Below are 14,367 nucleotides of genomic sequence, written 5' to 3' on the forward strand. Positions count from 1 at the left end.
CATTCCAAATGTCCTTATCTGTGGAATTCACGCGAATATCCAGGGATTGTCCACAAGTTATCCACGTTATACACATGCCTATTGAATAAAATGGGGATAATAATGTGAACAAAAGCACACTTATCCACAATTATATTCACAAGCTGTTAACAACGAATATTTGTTCGTGGCATAATTCGAGCGAAAACGACACGATTACGTTGTCGAAAAGAGCCATTGTACCACTAACTCTACAATGACGGAGGCTGCATGTTCATGTTTATACGCGAAGAAGATCAACACTGGATGCGGGAGGCGATCGAAGAGGCCAAAAAGGCCGAAGCCATCGGCGAGGTGCCGATCGGCGCCGTCATCGTCAAAGACGGTCTTGTCATCGGCCGGGGGCACAATCTGCGCGAGACGACCCTCGACCCGACGGCTCACGCCGAAATGATCGCGATCCGCGAAGCGAGCAAGCATTTGGACGCTTGGCGGCTTATGGGCTGTACGCTCTACGTGACGCTGGAGCCTTGCCCGATGTGTGCCGGGGCGCTGGTGCAGAGCCGCATCCACAAGGTCGTGTACGGCACGACCGACCCGAAAGCCGGCTGCGCGGGAACGCTGATGAATCTGCTTCAGGAGCCCCGCTTCAACCATGAGACCGAGATGGTCAGCGGCGTGCTGCAAGAAGAATGCGCCGCTCTGCTCACCAATTTCTTCCGTAAGCTGAGAAGGCGCATTTGAGTGTTTCCTATTCCGAAGGGAACGACCGGTAACCTGTCCGTCCTCTAGTCAGCTCTTCTTTCTGTATACGCTGCAGGTCCACGATCAGCTCGTCCGCTGCTTCGCTTGCCGCCAGAACGTCCGGGTCCGTCAAGCTCCCTCGCGTCTGCGCAAGATACTCGAGTTTGACGCGAAGCGCATGGAGCTCATCCAGTAGTTTTATTTTGTCTTTCATGTCGCGTGTTGTTCGCTCCATTCGCATCTGGGTTACAATCAGTAACGCTTATAATTATACGCGCCGGAAGCTTATATTTTTGTAATTTCTTGTCGATAGACTCGCTGTTTATTCGAGTTATTTTCGACAATGATCAACATTTTTGCAGGCATTTTGGTCTAGTTTAGCCTCGATATGGTCCCAAAGGTCCGCTTAAGTCTGCATCTCCCGTTGGTGTTAACCTCCGCCTGGTTGCTGGGGCACTTCCACCTCAGCCCGTCGGCTTACGATTAACCATGCATATCCCATGCATGCAAGGCGTGCCCGGCGCCCCGCTTCCAGCCCGTATGAGTTGCAGCGTACGAGCTGTCTATGCTAAAATAATGGCACTGCGCGCCCGTAGCTCAGCAGGATAGAGCGACAGTTTCCTAAACTGCAGGTCGGAGGTTCGAATCCTCTCGGGCGCGCCACGCTCTTTCAAACCCGCGTAGTTACAACGTTTCCATACGTTGAATGCTCCGTTTGGGCTTAGCGTAAGGAACACGGTTTGGGACAGGCAAACGCTAAGAACGTAGGCCGTCATTCAGCGCGATAATATACGATTACACGGACCTCCTGCGGATAAAACGTAGGGGGTTTTTCTATGCGTATTAATGATCCGCTCGCCGGCAAGACGGTCGTAAAAGGGAAGCGCGAAGAAAACGTAAAGAAAGCGGTCGTTTCGTTGACGTTAGACGCCGCGTTCGACTTATTCTACAGCGCGAAGAAAGCGGAAGGGACGCGCGATCGTACTCGCGCAGACTACGTCCGTCATTGGCGCTATTTCTGCGATTGGCTCTCCACAACTTATCCACACGCGAAGATAAACGACGTCACCGCGACAGCTATCCGCAGCTACGTTAACTACATGTCCACAAAGACGAAGTACGAGAACGTGCTGAATCGCGAATTAGAATCTGGAAAATTTTTGGAGGGCACGCATCAGACGCTTCGTGCTAACGAATAGAAGAAACATAGCGTATTTTCTAACATTGGACAGGATGCGGTTGACAGCTTAAATAGAATGATGGAATCCGGCGAGGTTGATGATCCCGGACCACTTACAATAGAGATCCGCCTCCACGTAGCACTAAAAGCACGCAAACTAAAACAGCGCGACCTTGCCAGAATGACTGGCATCCGTCCAAACGCCATCAGCCATATGTATCGCGGCTTCCCGGAGCGCCTTACGATCGATCATCTCGAACGAATAGCTAACGCATTGAATATTACCGATATCCGTGAGCTGGTTATACTGGTTCATGAAGAGGATCACGATTTCTGGCAGTTCGGCACGGAAGGTCACTTAGGGGACGATGAATAAATTAGGTTGTCTTTTTTTGAAATAGCGAACTGAACATACGTTCCCATTATAGTATAAATCAAAGCACGCAGACCGCGATCGACGTTCCTCTACAAAACCGATAAGAATCGCGTTGCCTAACGGAGTGCCAGCTCCGCAGCGACCGAGTCGCACGCCCTAAATACCGCAGTCCTATATGTGAACCGGACGAAACGTGCCGCGTTCCACCCGAGGAGCAAGCGATCGGCCGCGAGAGAAGGGGTTCGCGCCACTTCTCCCGAAACTAGGACGCAGTTAGCGCTACGTCGTCCACCTACCGTTTAGCGCCGGTAAGCGCTTGGTACAGGTCGTTGACGCGACCGAAAGAATGATTGCGCGGTTGCAGCCGCATTTACCCGCATGACGATCTAGAACCGTTGACGCGGTCCGGTACGGGTTTGAAACGAAGAAAGCGCTGGGCCGGCGTAGCCCTTCCCAATGAAACCGCGTTGCAGCGCAGTCAAGGTTCGAACGGGGCTATAGTTATAATTGAGGACGCGACCAACATTCTCAGATAGCGTATAATTTTCTTAAAAACAGTTTGGAGTCGCTACTATGAAAAAGCTCGTGCTGTTCGTTCCTGTTCTCCTCGTAATCGCTATGTTGTTTGGTCTAAATGAGAGCGGCAATGAGTACAGCTGGCCGAAGGTGATATTTGTACTTTTGGTTGTTATTGCTCTGTACTTTCTTAAGAAAAGGTACAAGCGCGACTAGAGGACTTGTCCACCTACGGAAGTTTATTTAGCTCGAGCGCGATTTCCTGGTCGGACGTAATCAATACCTTCGTCAAGAACTGCCACGCGGTCATTTTCGATAGCTTGACGTACACCTCTTGCGCGATGGCGAGACCGCTCTCTTCGTCGACGTCTTCCGCAATCTGGACCGCGTTGGATTCGTCGAGATAGAGCGTTTCGCGGCCGGCCCCCTTACTAGCGCGCAGAACCCATAGCTCGCCGAATTTGTTGACGTAGGCTACGTGATGCCGATCGTCGAGCACTACGCAGTTCTCGAAGTTGTAGTCGATACCGTGGTGATCGCCAGTCGTATCGAGCGGACCCATGATAAGAATCCCCTTTTTCATCGCGCTGCCTCCTCTCTATCGATGCGTGCATTAACCGTTGCCGGCAGACGCGTATACCGAGGCGCGATTGCATGTGCGTGATATAAACGTGAGATCCGTCTTCTCTGATGCTCTGGCTGCGGCGGGTTCTCAATCACAAGCGAAAGGGCCTCAGATTCTCCGCCCCAACCATTCACTCCGCGCCTGCAACTACCGATATTAGGAGTAGCCGGCCAGTTTGAATAGGAGGAATTCGCGATGGATATCGCCGCACTCTCGATGAGCCTCTCCCAAATGAAGCTCAGCCAAGCCGTCGGCATCAGCGTCCTGAAGATGGCCAAGGAGACGGCCGTCTCGCAAAACGAGGGTCTCCTCCAAGCGATGCAGCAAAGCGTCCAGCCTCATTTGGGGCAGCGCATCGATCTTCGGGCGTAACCCGTCTGACGCATGTACCCTTCTTCCGCACGGAGGAGGGGTATTTGCGTTCAGCTCGTTCTTGCCTACCTTCTCCCGCAAATATTCGTTCCCGCCACCTGCTTCTCCATTCGCATCGCTATCCACAAACCCACAGGGTTTTCCCCACTATCCCCGAGCTCGTCATCGCTATTCGGTCCGAACGCAACGTTACGCACATGTGGATAACGTCACCGCATCCCCTGCACGCGCTACCCTTTATCGCACAGCAAAAAGCACCCCCACCAGGAGGTGCTTCTACCGTTCCGATTACGATTAAAGCGCAGGCTCGCCGCCAAACAGCGACTCCAGCTCTTCCATCGGTACCGCGTCCGTCGGAATCTCGTATTCGAACTTCACGTCCTTGTTGATCTGCTCGTAGTGCGTGTCGAAGTGCAGGCCGAATTTCATCGTCTCGCCTTCGTTCGTCACGTCTACGTTCGCGATAAGGCTCTGGTACACGAGGTAATCGTCCTTCACCGCGCCCGTTACGCTGAGCTCGTTGATCTTGAGGCTCTTCTTGATCTCTTCGATGCCTTGCTTGATTTCGCCGTCTTCCGTGCCGGCCAGTTCCTTCTTCGCCGTCTCGAGGTCTTCCTTCGTCAGGCCGACCGCGGTCAGGTACGATTCGTTCTTCAACAGCGTGTCGATCCACTGCGGCGCGACTTTGTCGATGATCGTGGTGATCGCTTGTTCGAAGTTAGCCGGCGTAATTGCGAATCGGACTAGCTTCTCGTCCTTCAGCGAGTCCGGCAGTCCTTTCACGTCGGCAGCTTTCACTTCGCTGAAGTACGTCTTCTCGTCGAAATTATCCATAAGCGTCTTGGTCATATCCTGAACCATCTGCTGCGTAGCGGCCGTATCGAGCGTCTTCAGGTCCTGGCCTTGCTCTTCGGCCAGCTTCTTCATATCGATCTCGACGAATTTACCCGTCAGCTCCTCCGGCATCGGGAACATCGGAATCTGCGGGATTTTGATCCACATCTTCTCTTGCGTTACGATCATCGGGAAGCTGATATTGAAGCTCATGCCGTCTCCGCCCAGCTTCATATCCATCGTCAGCTCCGTGCGCATCGGCTCGGTCTGGGCATTGCCGCGGAACGTGACCGTCGCGCCCTTCAGCAGGCTCGAGACCATGGCGGCCGCCTGCGCATCTTCCGTGCTCATGCTCTCCGGCATCGTGAATTCATCGAAGCCCAGTTCGCCTTTGAAGCTGTATGACTTCAGGTCCTGCATCTTGGCCAGCGCCGAGACAATGTCTTCTTTCGGCGACTTGCCGGTGCTACAGCCGGATACGATCAGCATAAGTGCAGCAAGTAACATCGGTAGAACAAATTTCAATCGATTCATGTAGGTTGGTATCCTCCCTTATGTTCTGCCTCGCGGTTGCGTAAGCCTTCCTATTTTATACGATACCGAGGGGTGACGGGAAGGGGATTTTTGTAAAAAGTTATTAAAAAATCCCTGTGCTGTTCCTTTTGGAGGAACAACCAGGGACTTTCTTTCGCGTCGGGAAGCTTATCCTTCCCCGTTATTATGGCGGGAGTGGTTCTCGTTCTTCGTCTTCTTCGATCCGGACAGCGGCTCTTGGCCACCGGAGCGGCCAGCCTCCGCCTTGCTCACTTGGTGCTCGTTCTCCGAACCGTTCACCGGCACTGAACGCGGTTTGCTCATTGTCAGCTCTCCTTTCTGGATCTCGGTATGTGCTGTCTGGTTCCAGCTAGCTGCGTTGGTTCGTCAAATCTGTCGGCTCATCATGGTTCAACGCATCCTGATGGCGCCGGTCGTTCTTGTCCTGCTGCAGCTGCTGAGCATGATGGCTGTTGACCGCTTCTTGATCGAGGGCCTCCACCACGTTCGTCAAATTTTTATCGGCCGTGCCTTTCGCTTTGGACATTGGGCTGCACCTTCCTCTCGTTAAAGCCTTCTGCGGGCGCTATTGGTCCGCTTTCGTCTATATCGCGTTTAGGCGTGCGTCAACTCATGCAGCGCCTGCGCGCATTCGTGAATATGGCGCGTGTAATCCTGCACCAGCTGTTGAATGATATCCGTCCGCTCGTCGACCGAACGGCCGTCCCGCTCCACGTCGATCAGCTGCACCTTGACCTCGCGGCTGTCCACGTAGGTGACGCTGTAGTCGAAGCTATAGTTTTGATGGCCGGCTGTATGAATCGTAATGCGCAGCGTATTGTCGCTGGCTTCGTCGGGTTTGACGATCGCGCGGTCCGCTTCATGAATCGTCGTCGGCAGCGTACGCTCCCAAGCCGCTACGAGCTGCTGTTGATCAATGCGAAGTTTGTCGTGTTTGGACATACTGCTTCCCACCTCCATGACGATAATATGCGGTGGCGAAGCGGCTTTTATACCTGCGTAACGATCGTCTGCGCGCACAAGGTGAAACGGCTGTCGCCGTCTTAGCGGCAAGGCTCGTTTCATTCCGGAGAATGCTAAGCTTATGTATACACGCGAAGCGTATACGTCCTTAGAATGCAAAAAACGCCCCGGCCTTCGCCGGGACGTGCTGTATGCTAAACTGGCGGAGAGGGTGGGACTCGAACCCACGTGAGCTTGCGCTCTAACGGTTTTCAAGACCGCCCCGTTATGACCGCTTCGGTACCTCTCCGTATCAATAAGCGTCACCCGCTAGGGGGACAAAATGAATTGTACCACAGGCCAAAAACGATAAGCAACTCCATTTTTGACCTGGGCAACAATTTTGTGCGAATACTACCCTCAGATTCCATCATTCCATGCTGGAAACATGCCGGTGGACAGGTGTGATCGCTGCTTACGGCTTCAGCACTTCAAGCCCGCCCATGTACGGACGGAGCACTTCCGGTACAATCACCGAGCCATCCGCCTGCTGATAGTTCTCAAGAATCGCGGCCAGCGTGCGGCCGACTGCCAGACCCGACCCGTTCAGCGTATGCACGTACTCCGGCTTGCTCTTCGGCTCGCGGCGGAAGCGAATGCCCGCGCGGCGCGCCTGGAAGTCTTCGACGTTCGAACACGACGAAATCTCGCGGTACGTGCCGCCGCTCGGCAGCCATACTTCCAGATCGTACGTTTTCGCCGCGGAGAAGCCCATATCGCCCGTGCAGAGCGCCAGCACGCGGTAAGGCAGGCCGAGCAGCTGCAGCACGCGTTCGGCGTTCGCCGTCATGTTCTCGAGCTCCTCGTACGATGTCTCCGGCATGCTCAGCTTGACCAGCTCGACCTTATTGAATTGATGCTGACGGATAAGACCACGCGTATCGCGACCGGCAGAACCCGCTTCCGAACGGAAGCACGCGCTGTACGCCACATAATGCTTCGGCAGATCGGACACGTCGAGGATCTCGTCGCGGTGCATGTTCGTTACCGGCACCTCTGCCGTCGGAATAAGGTAATAGTCGGAATCCGTCAGCTTGAACAGATCCTCTTCGAACTTCGGCAGCTGCCCCGTTCCAACCAGACTGTCCCGATTGACGATGTACGGCGGCAAAATCTCTGTATACCCGTGCTCGTCGCTGTGCAGGTTCATCATGAAGTTGATCAGCGCGCGCTCCAATCGTGCGCCCATGCCCCGATAGAACACGAATCGCGAGCCTGTGACCTTCGCTGCCGTCTCGAAATCGAGCATACCGAGCTGCTGCGCGATATCCCAGTGCGCCTTCGGTTCGAAGTCGAACGACGGCACGTCGCCGATCCGGCGGATTTCCACATTCTCGGACTCCGAAGCGCCGATTGGCACGCTCTCGTGCGGAATGTTCGGGATGGACAGCGTCAGGGCATCCACTTCTTCGTCCATGACGCGAAGCGACTCGTCCAGCTCCTTGATGCGGTCGCCGACTTGGCGCATCTCTTCGATGAGCGTTTCCGCATTCTCGCCGCTTTTCTTCAGCTTGGCCACCTCTTGCGATACCGTGTTGCGGCGCGCTTTCAGCGTCTCCGTCTCTTGAATGACTTCTCTGCGCTTCGTATCAAGCGCCGGGAAGCCCGCGATCAAGTCCAGCGATTTGCCGCGATTGCGCAGCGCCTGCTCGACTTGGCCAAAATCATTTCTAAGCAATTTAACATCCAACACGAAAGGTGAGCCCCTCTCTACTCGCTATGTATTTCGTTCCATGTCCTGCAATAACCAGCTATCCTTCAGCATTGACGCATTTGCCGACCGTATACCCGAGGCTTCTTGCTCGCCGTGACACGACGAGTCTTGATGCGAAAAAGAAGACTGCGTCATCCGCAGTCTTCTGCTTTTAGCGCTTCACCGAAGCCGCTTCTTCCGCCATGCGGATAAAATAAGCATGAAGCGCATAGTCGTCGGTGAGTTCCGGGTGGTAGGAAGAGGCGAGCAAATGCCCCTGACGCGCCGTCACGATCTCTCCATTATAGGTAGATAGCACATCGACTTCCGGTGCTACTTCCTTAATAAGCGGCGCACGAATGAAGACGGCACGCACCGGCTCCTCGATCCCCTTCACCGGCAAATCCGTCTCGAAGCTCTCGCGCTGACGGCCGAACGCGTTGCGGGCAACGGTCATATCCATCAGCTCGAGATGCGCCTCCTCTTGCCCTTCAATACGCTTGGCAAGGACGATCAGACCGGCGCAGGTGCCGAAGATGGGTTTGCCGTCCGCGGAAAACTGACGAATTGCGTCAAGAAAGCCGTATTTCCGCATCAGCTTGCCGATCGTCGTGCTCTCGCCGCCCGGGATGATCAAGCCGTCCAGCTCGTCCAACTGCTCGACCCGTTTCACGGCGACGGCTTCGCCGCCCGCCGCTTCAATGCTCCGAATATGCTCCGCAACAGCGCCCTGCAGCGCCAATACGCCAATTTTCATCTCGTCCACGCCTTCTTTCCGATTGCCTGTTAATGCTGCATTCTACTGACCCGAGCGACTCACCGCCCGGAATGAACCCAAATGAATTACCAGCCGCGGTCCTGCATGCGCTGCGTCGCGTCCAGCTTCGAGATCTCGATGCCTTTCATCGGCGTACCGAGGTTCTTGGACACTTCCGCGATCAGCTTGTAATCTTGGTAATGCGTCGTCGCTTCTACGATGGCACGGGCGAATTTCTCCGGATTGTCGGATTTGAAAATACCGGAGCCAACGAATACGCCGTCAGCACCCAGATGCATCATCAGCGCTGCGTCGGAAGGCGTTGCTACGCCGCCTGCCGCGAAGTTAACAACCGGCAGCTTGCCCGACTCATGCACGCCGAGGAGCAGATCGTAAGACACGCCAAGGTTCTTCGCTTCCGCGTACAGCTCATCCTTCGAGAGGTTCTGTACTTTGCGGATCTGGCCGTTGATCAAGCGGATATGGCGAACAGCCTCCACGATGTTGCCCGTTCCCGGCTCGCCCTTCGTACGCAGCATGGCCGCGCCTTCTTGAATACGGCGAAGCGCCTCGCCCAGGTCTTTCGCGCCGCACACGAAAGGTACCGTGAAGTCGCGCTTGTCGATGTGGAATACTTCGTCCGCTGGCGTCAGTACTTCGCTCTCGTCGATATAGTCTGCGCCCAGCGCTTCCAGCACCTTCGCTTCCACGAAGTGTCCGATACGGGCTTTGGCCATAACCGGAATCGTCGTCACTTTCATGACTTCTTCCAGGATCGTCGGATCCGCCATGCGGGCTACGCCGCCTGTTGCGCGAATGTCGGACGGTACGCGTTCCAGCGCCATAACCGCTGTAGCGCCTGCCGCTTCCGCGATTTTCGCCTGCTCGGCGTTCATGACGTCCATGATTACGCCGCCTTTTTGCATTTCAGCCATGCCGCGTTTGACGCGAAAAGTACCTGTTTCCATTGTTAAAAGCCTCCCGTTATTCAGCAAAATGCCGTACTAATTCTAACCAATAATTTTACAGCATCCCGCCATAATCGACAACCATTATTCATACTAATTCGGTTGCAATTAGAACAGATCCACAATGCCCTGGAACAAGCCGGAGAAGAAATCCCCGATCGCCCGCATCATGAGCCGGAACCAGCCTGCCTTCTCGACGTCTTCCGTCGCGATCAGATCGACCGTGGACTCCAATGCCTTGCCCGTCGCCGGATCCTTATACGCATACGTAACCGTTCCGACCTTCTGATCTTTCTTAATTGGCGCCACCAGTTGATCCTCTGACAGCAGCGTCACGTTCGTTTGCTCGATCGCAGGCGTCTCGCCTTTCTTCACAAGGAACGACACGCCGGATTTCGTCGCGACCGGCACGGATTTGGACTTGCCTTTCTTTATTGTGACCGTCTCCGATTTTTCTACAACCGCATTCGGCTGCACCACCGTTTTGCGCTCGAAATTCGCGAATCCGTAATCATACAATTTCGCAGTCTCCCGGAAACGTGCTTTCTGCGATGCCGTACCCATAACGACGGAAATCAAACGCAGATCGCCTTGTTTCACCGTACCTGTGAAGCAGTACCCGGCCTTGCTAATATACCCGGTCTTCATGCCGTCGACGCCCGTATACGCGAATTGCGCGATGCTCGGTGTCTCTGGATTCGTCTTGTGCGCCTCCAGCATCCAGTTCCAGTTGACCATCGGCTTCGCGTCGCGCTCACGAAACTTATATGTAGAGATTTTCGAGTAGTCCAAAAACTCCGGATGCGTATCGAGCAAAATTTTCGCGAATTTGGCCAAATCCCTTGCGGATATGACCGTCGTATCCGCCAAGCCCGTTGCGCTCGTGAAATTCGCCGTGGTTAGACCAAGGCTCTTCGCCGTCTCGTTCATCTTCGCCACGAACGCCTGCTCCGAACCAGCAATATGCCCGGCAAGCGCGATCGTCGCGTCATTCGCCGAACCGACCGCCATCGCGATGTACATATCTTTCAGCGGATGCTGATCGCCCTCGGCCAAATAGATCTGCGAGCCGTCGGCTGGAACCGCTGCCGCTTCCGCATTCGCCGTCACGACCGTATCCCACGACTGACGACCTGCTTTAATTTCTTCGAGAATGATGTATTCCGTCATCATTTTGGTCATGCTTGCGGGTGGGCGAACCTCATCCGCATTCTTCTCGTACAGCACCTGTCCCGTCGCCGCGTCGATTAGAATCGCCGCTGCGGCATTAAGGCCAAGCGAATCGGATGTATTCGATGAGTTCGTGCTTTCTCCTGCTGCCATTACCGAGGTGGAACCCAGTGTTATTAAGAGTACCCAAACAGCCAACAGTGCGGACATCACCGGCACCAACCGTACCGGCTTTCGGTTGCGTTTCAACGTATCTCTCCTCTTCTCCCAATTATTTGTTCACGCATTATTGTAACACATCCCACGTACCCGAAAAAGCCAAGCGGCAAGGATGGGGTCATTCCCGTACGGATGTAGGATGAAGATGAATCGCAAGGTTTACGACCGTGGTGCTATTCCCTATCCCAGCCGTACAAGGAGGCACGGGCACACGTCGGCGATTGACCTCCAAATCATCACTCTTTTGACTTGACTGTCACAGTGCTTATGCTTCATTAATAGAACCAAAAAACAGCGCGCACCGAAAGCGGCACGCGCTGTTGATAATTATTGAAGCGATCCAGCCTCTTAACCGCGAGGCCCTATCCTTAAAGCGAATAGTTCGGTGCTTCCTTCGTGATTTGAACATCATGCGGATGGCTCTCGCGCAGACCCGCGTTCGTGATGCGAATGAAGGACGTATCGTTCTTCAGTTCCTCGATGTTCTTCGTGCCGCAATACCCCATACCGGAGCGAAGACCGCCAATCAGCTGGTGTACGGTATCAGCAAGTGGTCCTTTGTAAGCCACGCGGCCTTCAATGCCTTCCGGAACGAGCTTGTTCTCGTTCTCTTGGAAGTAACGGTCCTTGCTGCCTTCCTTCATCGCGCCGATGGAACCCATACCGCGGTACACTTTGAATCGACGGCCCTGATAAATCTCGAATTCGCCTGGGCTTTCTTCCGTACCGGCGAATAAGCTGCCAATCATAATTGCGCTTGCGCCGGCGGCGATCGCTTTGGTTACGTCCCCGGAATACTTGATCCCGCCATCGGCGATAACCGGAATATTGTACTCGCGTGCAGCGGATGCGCAGTCATAGATGGCCGTGATTTGCGGTACGCCGATACCGGCGATTATGCGAGTCGTACAGATGGATCCGGGACCCATACCGACTTTAATGACCGAAGCGCCAGCCTCGATCAGATCGCGCGTCGCTTCGCCAGTTGCGACGTTGCCGGCAACAATCGTCAGGCTCGGGTGAGCTGCGCGTACTTTCTTCACCATCTCGGTCACGTTCTGATGATGACCATGCGCCGTATCGATAACAAGCACGTCAACGCCAGCCTGAACGAGCGCTTCTGTCCGCTCGAGGGTATCCTTCGCGATCCCGACTGCCGCACCGCAGAGCAGACGGCCGTGACGGTCTTTAGCCGCATTCGGGAACTGGATAGCCTTCTCGATATCTTTAATCGTAATGAGACCCTTCAGTGTGTTCGTCTCATCCACCAAAGGAAGCTTCTCGATTTTATGTTTCTGGAGTAGAACTTCCGCCTGTTCCAGCGTTGTTCCTACTGGTGCGGTAACCAAATCGGTGCGAGTCATGACTTCGCTGATCTTCATCGAATAGTCATGGATGAAGCGCAAATCGCGATTCGTGATAATGCCGACGAGCTTCTGGTTCTCATCTACGACCGGCACGCCCGAAATCCGATATTTGCCCATCAATTCTTCCGCATCGTACACATGATGATCCGGTGTCAGCGAGAACGGATTCGTAATAACGCCGCTTTCCGAACGCTTAACGCGATCGACTTCTTCCGCTTGCTGCGCGATCGACATGTTCTTATGAATGATTCCGATGCCGCCTTCCCGCGCCATTGCAATCGCCAAAGCAGCCTCCGTTACCGTATCCATCCCTGCGCTGAACAGCGGGATATTGAGCTTCACGTCCGCGCTCAATTGAACCGATACGTCGACTTCACGAGGCAGTACCTCCGATCGGCGAGGTACGAGCAGTACGTCATCGAAGGTCAGTCCTTCTTTGGCGAATTTGGTTTCCCACACGAGTATGTTCCTCCCTTTGCTTTCCTCCGATATAAAAAACGCTAAAAAAATAAAGCCACTCACGTATATTGTTGCAATTTTAGCAGAGGGGTATTAGGCTGTCAAGATAAGTCCGAACAGGCTTTTTTGTCGAAATTAAGAACGATAATCATATTTGCAATTCGAGCTCCATAGCAAAAATTCATGGATGCCTTGCTTCTGCGCAGCCAACACTTGCGCGCGAACCTGATTTATTCCGTACTGCTGATGAGGCTCCACCCATGTAGCCGTAAAGCTCTGCAACCACGGTCGAATGCCTGCCGGTCTCCGACCAATCTGCTTGATCAGTTCGTTCTGCTGCTTCGCGTCCTTCATCGCCTGTTTAATGACAGCCGAGGGATTCAAATCAGGCGCTTTGATGCCATACATGCCCGACGAATAATGAGAAGGGTAGGTCATGGGCGAAATCACGTCGACCGTGCTTGCGATCTCTCTCCATGTCTGGCCGATTCCCATATCGTCCTTCGACGAGGTGACCAGACCGAACACATCAACGGATAATCGGGCTCCCGTCGGTGAAATGCCATGTCTTGCTTCCCTTAAGAAGGTACCTATAATAGCCGCCTTACTGCGTCCTCCCGTTGGGGCGAAACGTACTTGCTGGTTCACTTTTGCCCCATTATCGGGAAACCGGACATAGTCAAACTGAATCTCGTCAAATCCAAGGTTTGCCGCTTCTTTCGCTATGGCGATATTGTATTCCCTCGTTCGTGCCTGATAAGGATCGAGCCAAGCAACGCCCTTCGCATCTTTCCAAACGCCGCCCGTCTTCCGCTGCAGCGCCTGCGATGGTCGCATACGGGCATAGTAAGGATCTTTGAAGGTAACTACGCGACCGATGGTATAAATATGTTTGGCCCGCAGCTGTTTCAGCAAAGACCTGATGTTGGCTATGGGTGGACTTGCATCCGCTTTGATGGTCTTAACTTCGGGTACGTTGGACTTGTACGTCACATTGCCATAATCATTTTTTACATCGATGACCATTGCATTTAAGTCCGTCTTCTCGATAAGGCGAATTAACTTTGCCATCCGAACTGGATCTCCAGCTACCCAGCCCGACACGTAGATGCCTCGCACCGGTTGTGTATTCGGTGTCCGCGCAATTGTCTGCGCTGCAAGCGATGACGAATTCATCTTTATGGATGGCCTAACGATCTGTCCGCGATCAACTGAACGAGGTTGTTGACGTTCTAATGGCTGTACTCCTTGTGCGGCTGCCTTAGGCAAGATCGATTCGTTGCGCTTGGCAGGCAGGCTGCAGCCGCTGGATAGCATAAGAATGATGGCTATGCACAAATACATCAGCATGCGTAAAGATCGTACCATGGTTGAACCACCTCCCACTGACGTTGCTCAGTAGTATGGACGGAAGGGGCCCTCCTGTGTCAAGGAGATGCAACCAAGGTAGGCGAATGCTGTCAGCCTCCAAAAAGGTATACGCCGGAGCAAAACAAAAAACCGACCACATCACTGTGGTCGGTCATTCGTGCTTGGCGACGTCCTACTCTC

At 53.9% G+C, this 14,367-nt stretch carries 16 protein-coding genes and 2 tRNA genes; 5 read left to right on the plus strand and 13 right to left on the minus strand.

Going from position 1 to position 14,367, the window contains the following annotated elements:
- The first annotated feature begins 255 nt into the window (after nucleotides 1-255).
- The gene (tadA, locus tag ACFFSY_RS32925) at nucleotides 256-723 is read left to right on the plus strand and encodes a tRNA adenosine(34) deaminase TadA (protein WP_377502497.1); all 468 of its coding nucleotides are present in this window, start codon (nucleotides 256-258) and stop codon (nucleotides 721-723) included.
- 7 nt (nucleotides 724-730) lie between these two features.
- Here the strand turns inward: tadA and ACFFSY_RS32930 are convergent, their stop codons facing one another.
- Nucleotides 731-937 carry a Spo0E family sporulation regulatory protein-aspartic acid phosphatase gene (locus ACFFSY_RS32930; RefSeq protein WP_377502499.1) on the minus strand — a complete coding sequence of 69 codons (207 nt, stop codon included), beginning with the start codon at nucleotides 935-937 and terminating at the stop codon, nucleotides 731-733.
- Nucleotides 938-1,309: 372 nt separating this feature from the next.
- Between ACFFSY_RS32930 and ACFFSY_RS32935 the strand changes: the two genes are divergently transcribed.
- The 3 genes from ACFFSY_RS32935 (at nucleotide 1,310) to ACFFSY_RS32945 (ending at nucleotide 2,279) form a co-directional block, all read left to right on the plus strand.
- Nucleotides 1,310-1,386: transfer RNA gene (locus ACFFSY_RS32935), tRNA-Arg, on the plus strand.
- Nucleotides 1,387-1,559: 173 nt separating this feature from the next.
- Nucleotides 1,560-1,922, plus strand: a complete 363-nt coding sequence (locus ACFFSY_RS32940) for a site-specific integrase (RefSeq protein WP_377502501.1) — start codon at nucleotides 1,560-1,562, stop codon at nucleotides 1,920-1,922.
- Nucleotides 1,923-1,979: 57 nt separating this feature from the next.
- Nucleotides 1,980-2,279, plus strand: a complete 300-nt coding sequence (locus tag ACFFSY_RS32945) for a helix-turn-helix domain-containing protein (RefSeq protein ID WP_377502503.1) — start codon at nucleotides 1,980-1,982, stop codon at nucleotides 2,277-2,279.
- Between the two features lie 745 nt (nucleotides 2,280-3,024).
- On the opposite strand, the gene ACFFSY_RS32950 is transcribed toward ACFFSY_RS32945, so the two are convergent.
- On the minus strand, nucleotides 3,025-3,378 hold the full coding sequence (locus ACFFSY_RS32950; protein WP_377502505.1) for a hypothetical protein: 354 nt from the start codon (nucleotides 3,376-3,378) through the stop codon (nucleotides 3,025-3,027).
- Nucleotides 3,379-3,615: 237 nt separating this feature from the next.
- Between ACFFSY_RS32950 and ACFFSY_RS32955 the strand changes: the two genes are divergently transcribed.
- Nucleotides 3,616-3,792, plus strand: coding sequence for a YjfB family protein (locus ACFFSY_RS32955; protein ID WP_377502507.1), 177 nt, complete (start codon nucleotides 3,616-3,618; stop codon nucleotides 3,790-3,792).
- 294 nt (nucleotides 3,793-4,086) lie between these two features.
- On the opposite strand, the gene ACFFSY_RS32960 is transcribed toward ACFFSY_RS32955, so the two are convergent.
- From ACFFSY_RS32960 to ACFFSY_RS33010, 11 genes are all read right to left on the minus strand, one after another.
- Complete coding sequence (locus ACFFSY_RS32960) at nucleotides 4,087-5,160, minus strand: hypothetical protein (RefSeq protein WP_377502509.1); 1,074 nt, start codon at nucleotides 5,158-5,160, stop codon at nucleotides 4,087-4,089.
- A gap of 168 nt (nucleotides 5,161-5,328) precedes the next feature.
- The gene (locus ACFFSY_RS32965; RefSeq protein WP_148933038.1) at nucleotides 5,329-5,484 is read right to left on the minus strand and encodes a small acid-soluble spore protein P; all 156 of its coding nucleotides are present in this window, start codon (nucleotides 5,482-5,484) and stop codon (nucleotides 5,329-5,331) included.
- A gap of 46 nt (nucleotides 5,485-5,530) precedes the next feature.
- Nucleotides 5,531-5,707 (minus strand): hypothetical protein, encoded by a 177-nt coding sequence (locus tag ACFFSY_RS32970; RefSeq protein ID WP_377502511.1) that lies wholly within the window; start codon nucleotides 5,705-5,707, stop codon nucleotides 5,531-5,533.
- Nucleotides 5,708-5,775: 68 nt separating this feature from the next.
- Nucleotides 5,776-6,123, minus strand: coding sequence for a hypothetical protein (locus ACFFSY_RS32975; RefSeq protein WP_377502513.1), 348 nt, complete (start codon nucleotides 6,121-6,123; stop codon nucleotides 5,776-5,778).
- 221 nt (nucleotides 6,124-6,344) lie between these two features.
- Nucleotides 6,345-6,433, minus strand: a tRNA-Ser gene (locus ACFFSY_RS32980).
- 165 nt (nucleotides 6,434-6,598) lie between these two features.
- Complete coding sequence (serS, locus tag ACFFSY_RS32985; RefSeq protein ID WP_377502514.1) at nucleotides 6,599-7,876, minus strand: serine--tRNA ligase; 1,278 nt, start codon at nucleotides 7,874-7,876, stop codon at nucleotides 6,599-6,601.
- 172 nt (nucleotides 7,877-8,048) lie between these two features.
- Nucleotides 8,049-8,633 (minus strand): pyridoxal 5'-phosphate synthase glutaminase subunit PdxT, encoded by a 585-nt coding sequence (gene pdxT / locus ACFFSY_RS32990; RefSeq protein WP_377502515.1) that lies wholly within the window; start codon nucleotides 8,631-8,633, stop codon nucleotides 8,049-8,051.
- Nucleotides 8,634-8,719: 86 nt separating this feature from the next.
- Complete coding sequence (gene pdxS / locus ACFFSY_RS32995) at nucleotides 8,720-9,601, minus strand: pyridoxal 5'-phosphate synthase lyase subunit PdxS (RefSeq protein ID WP_377502516.1); 882 nt, start codon at nucleotides 9,599-9,601, stop codon at nucleotides 8,720-8,722.
- 108 nt (nucleotides 9,602-9,709) lie between these two features.
- Nucleotides 9,710-11,020, minus strand: coding sequence for a D-alanyl-D-alanine carboxypeptidase family protein (locus ACFFSY_RS33000; RefSeq protein WP_377502517.1), 1,311 nt, complete (start codon nucleotides 11,018-11,020; stop codon nucleotides 9,710-9,712).
- A 338-nt stretch (nucleotides 11,021-11,358) separates the two neighbouring features.
- On the minus strand, nucleotides 11,359-12,816 hold the full coding sequence (gene guaB, locus ACFFSY_RS33005; protein ID WP_377502518.1) for an IMP dehydrogenase: 1,458 nt from the start codon (nucleotides 12,814-12,816) through the stop codon (nucleotides 11,359-11,361).
- A gap of 135 nt (nucleotides 12,817-12,951) precedes the next feature.
- The gene (locus ACFFSY_RS33010) at nucleotides 12,952-14,184 is read right to left on the minus strand and encodes a putative glycoside hydrolase (RefSeq protein ID WP_377502520.1); all 1,233 of its coding nucleotides are present in this window, start codon (nucleotides 14,182-14,184) and stop codon (nucleotides 12,952-12,954) included.
- Nucleotides 14,185-14,367 lie beyond the last annotated feature (183 nt).

It is taken from the genome of Paenibacillus aurantiacus, assembly GCF_042431225.1.
GTDB lineage: Bacteria > Bacillota > Bacilli > Paenibacillales > Paenibacillaceae > Paenibacillus_Z > Paenibacillus_Z aurantiacus.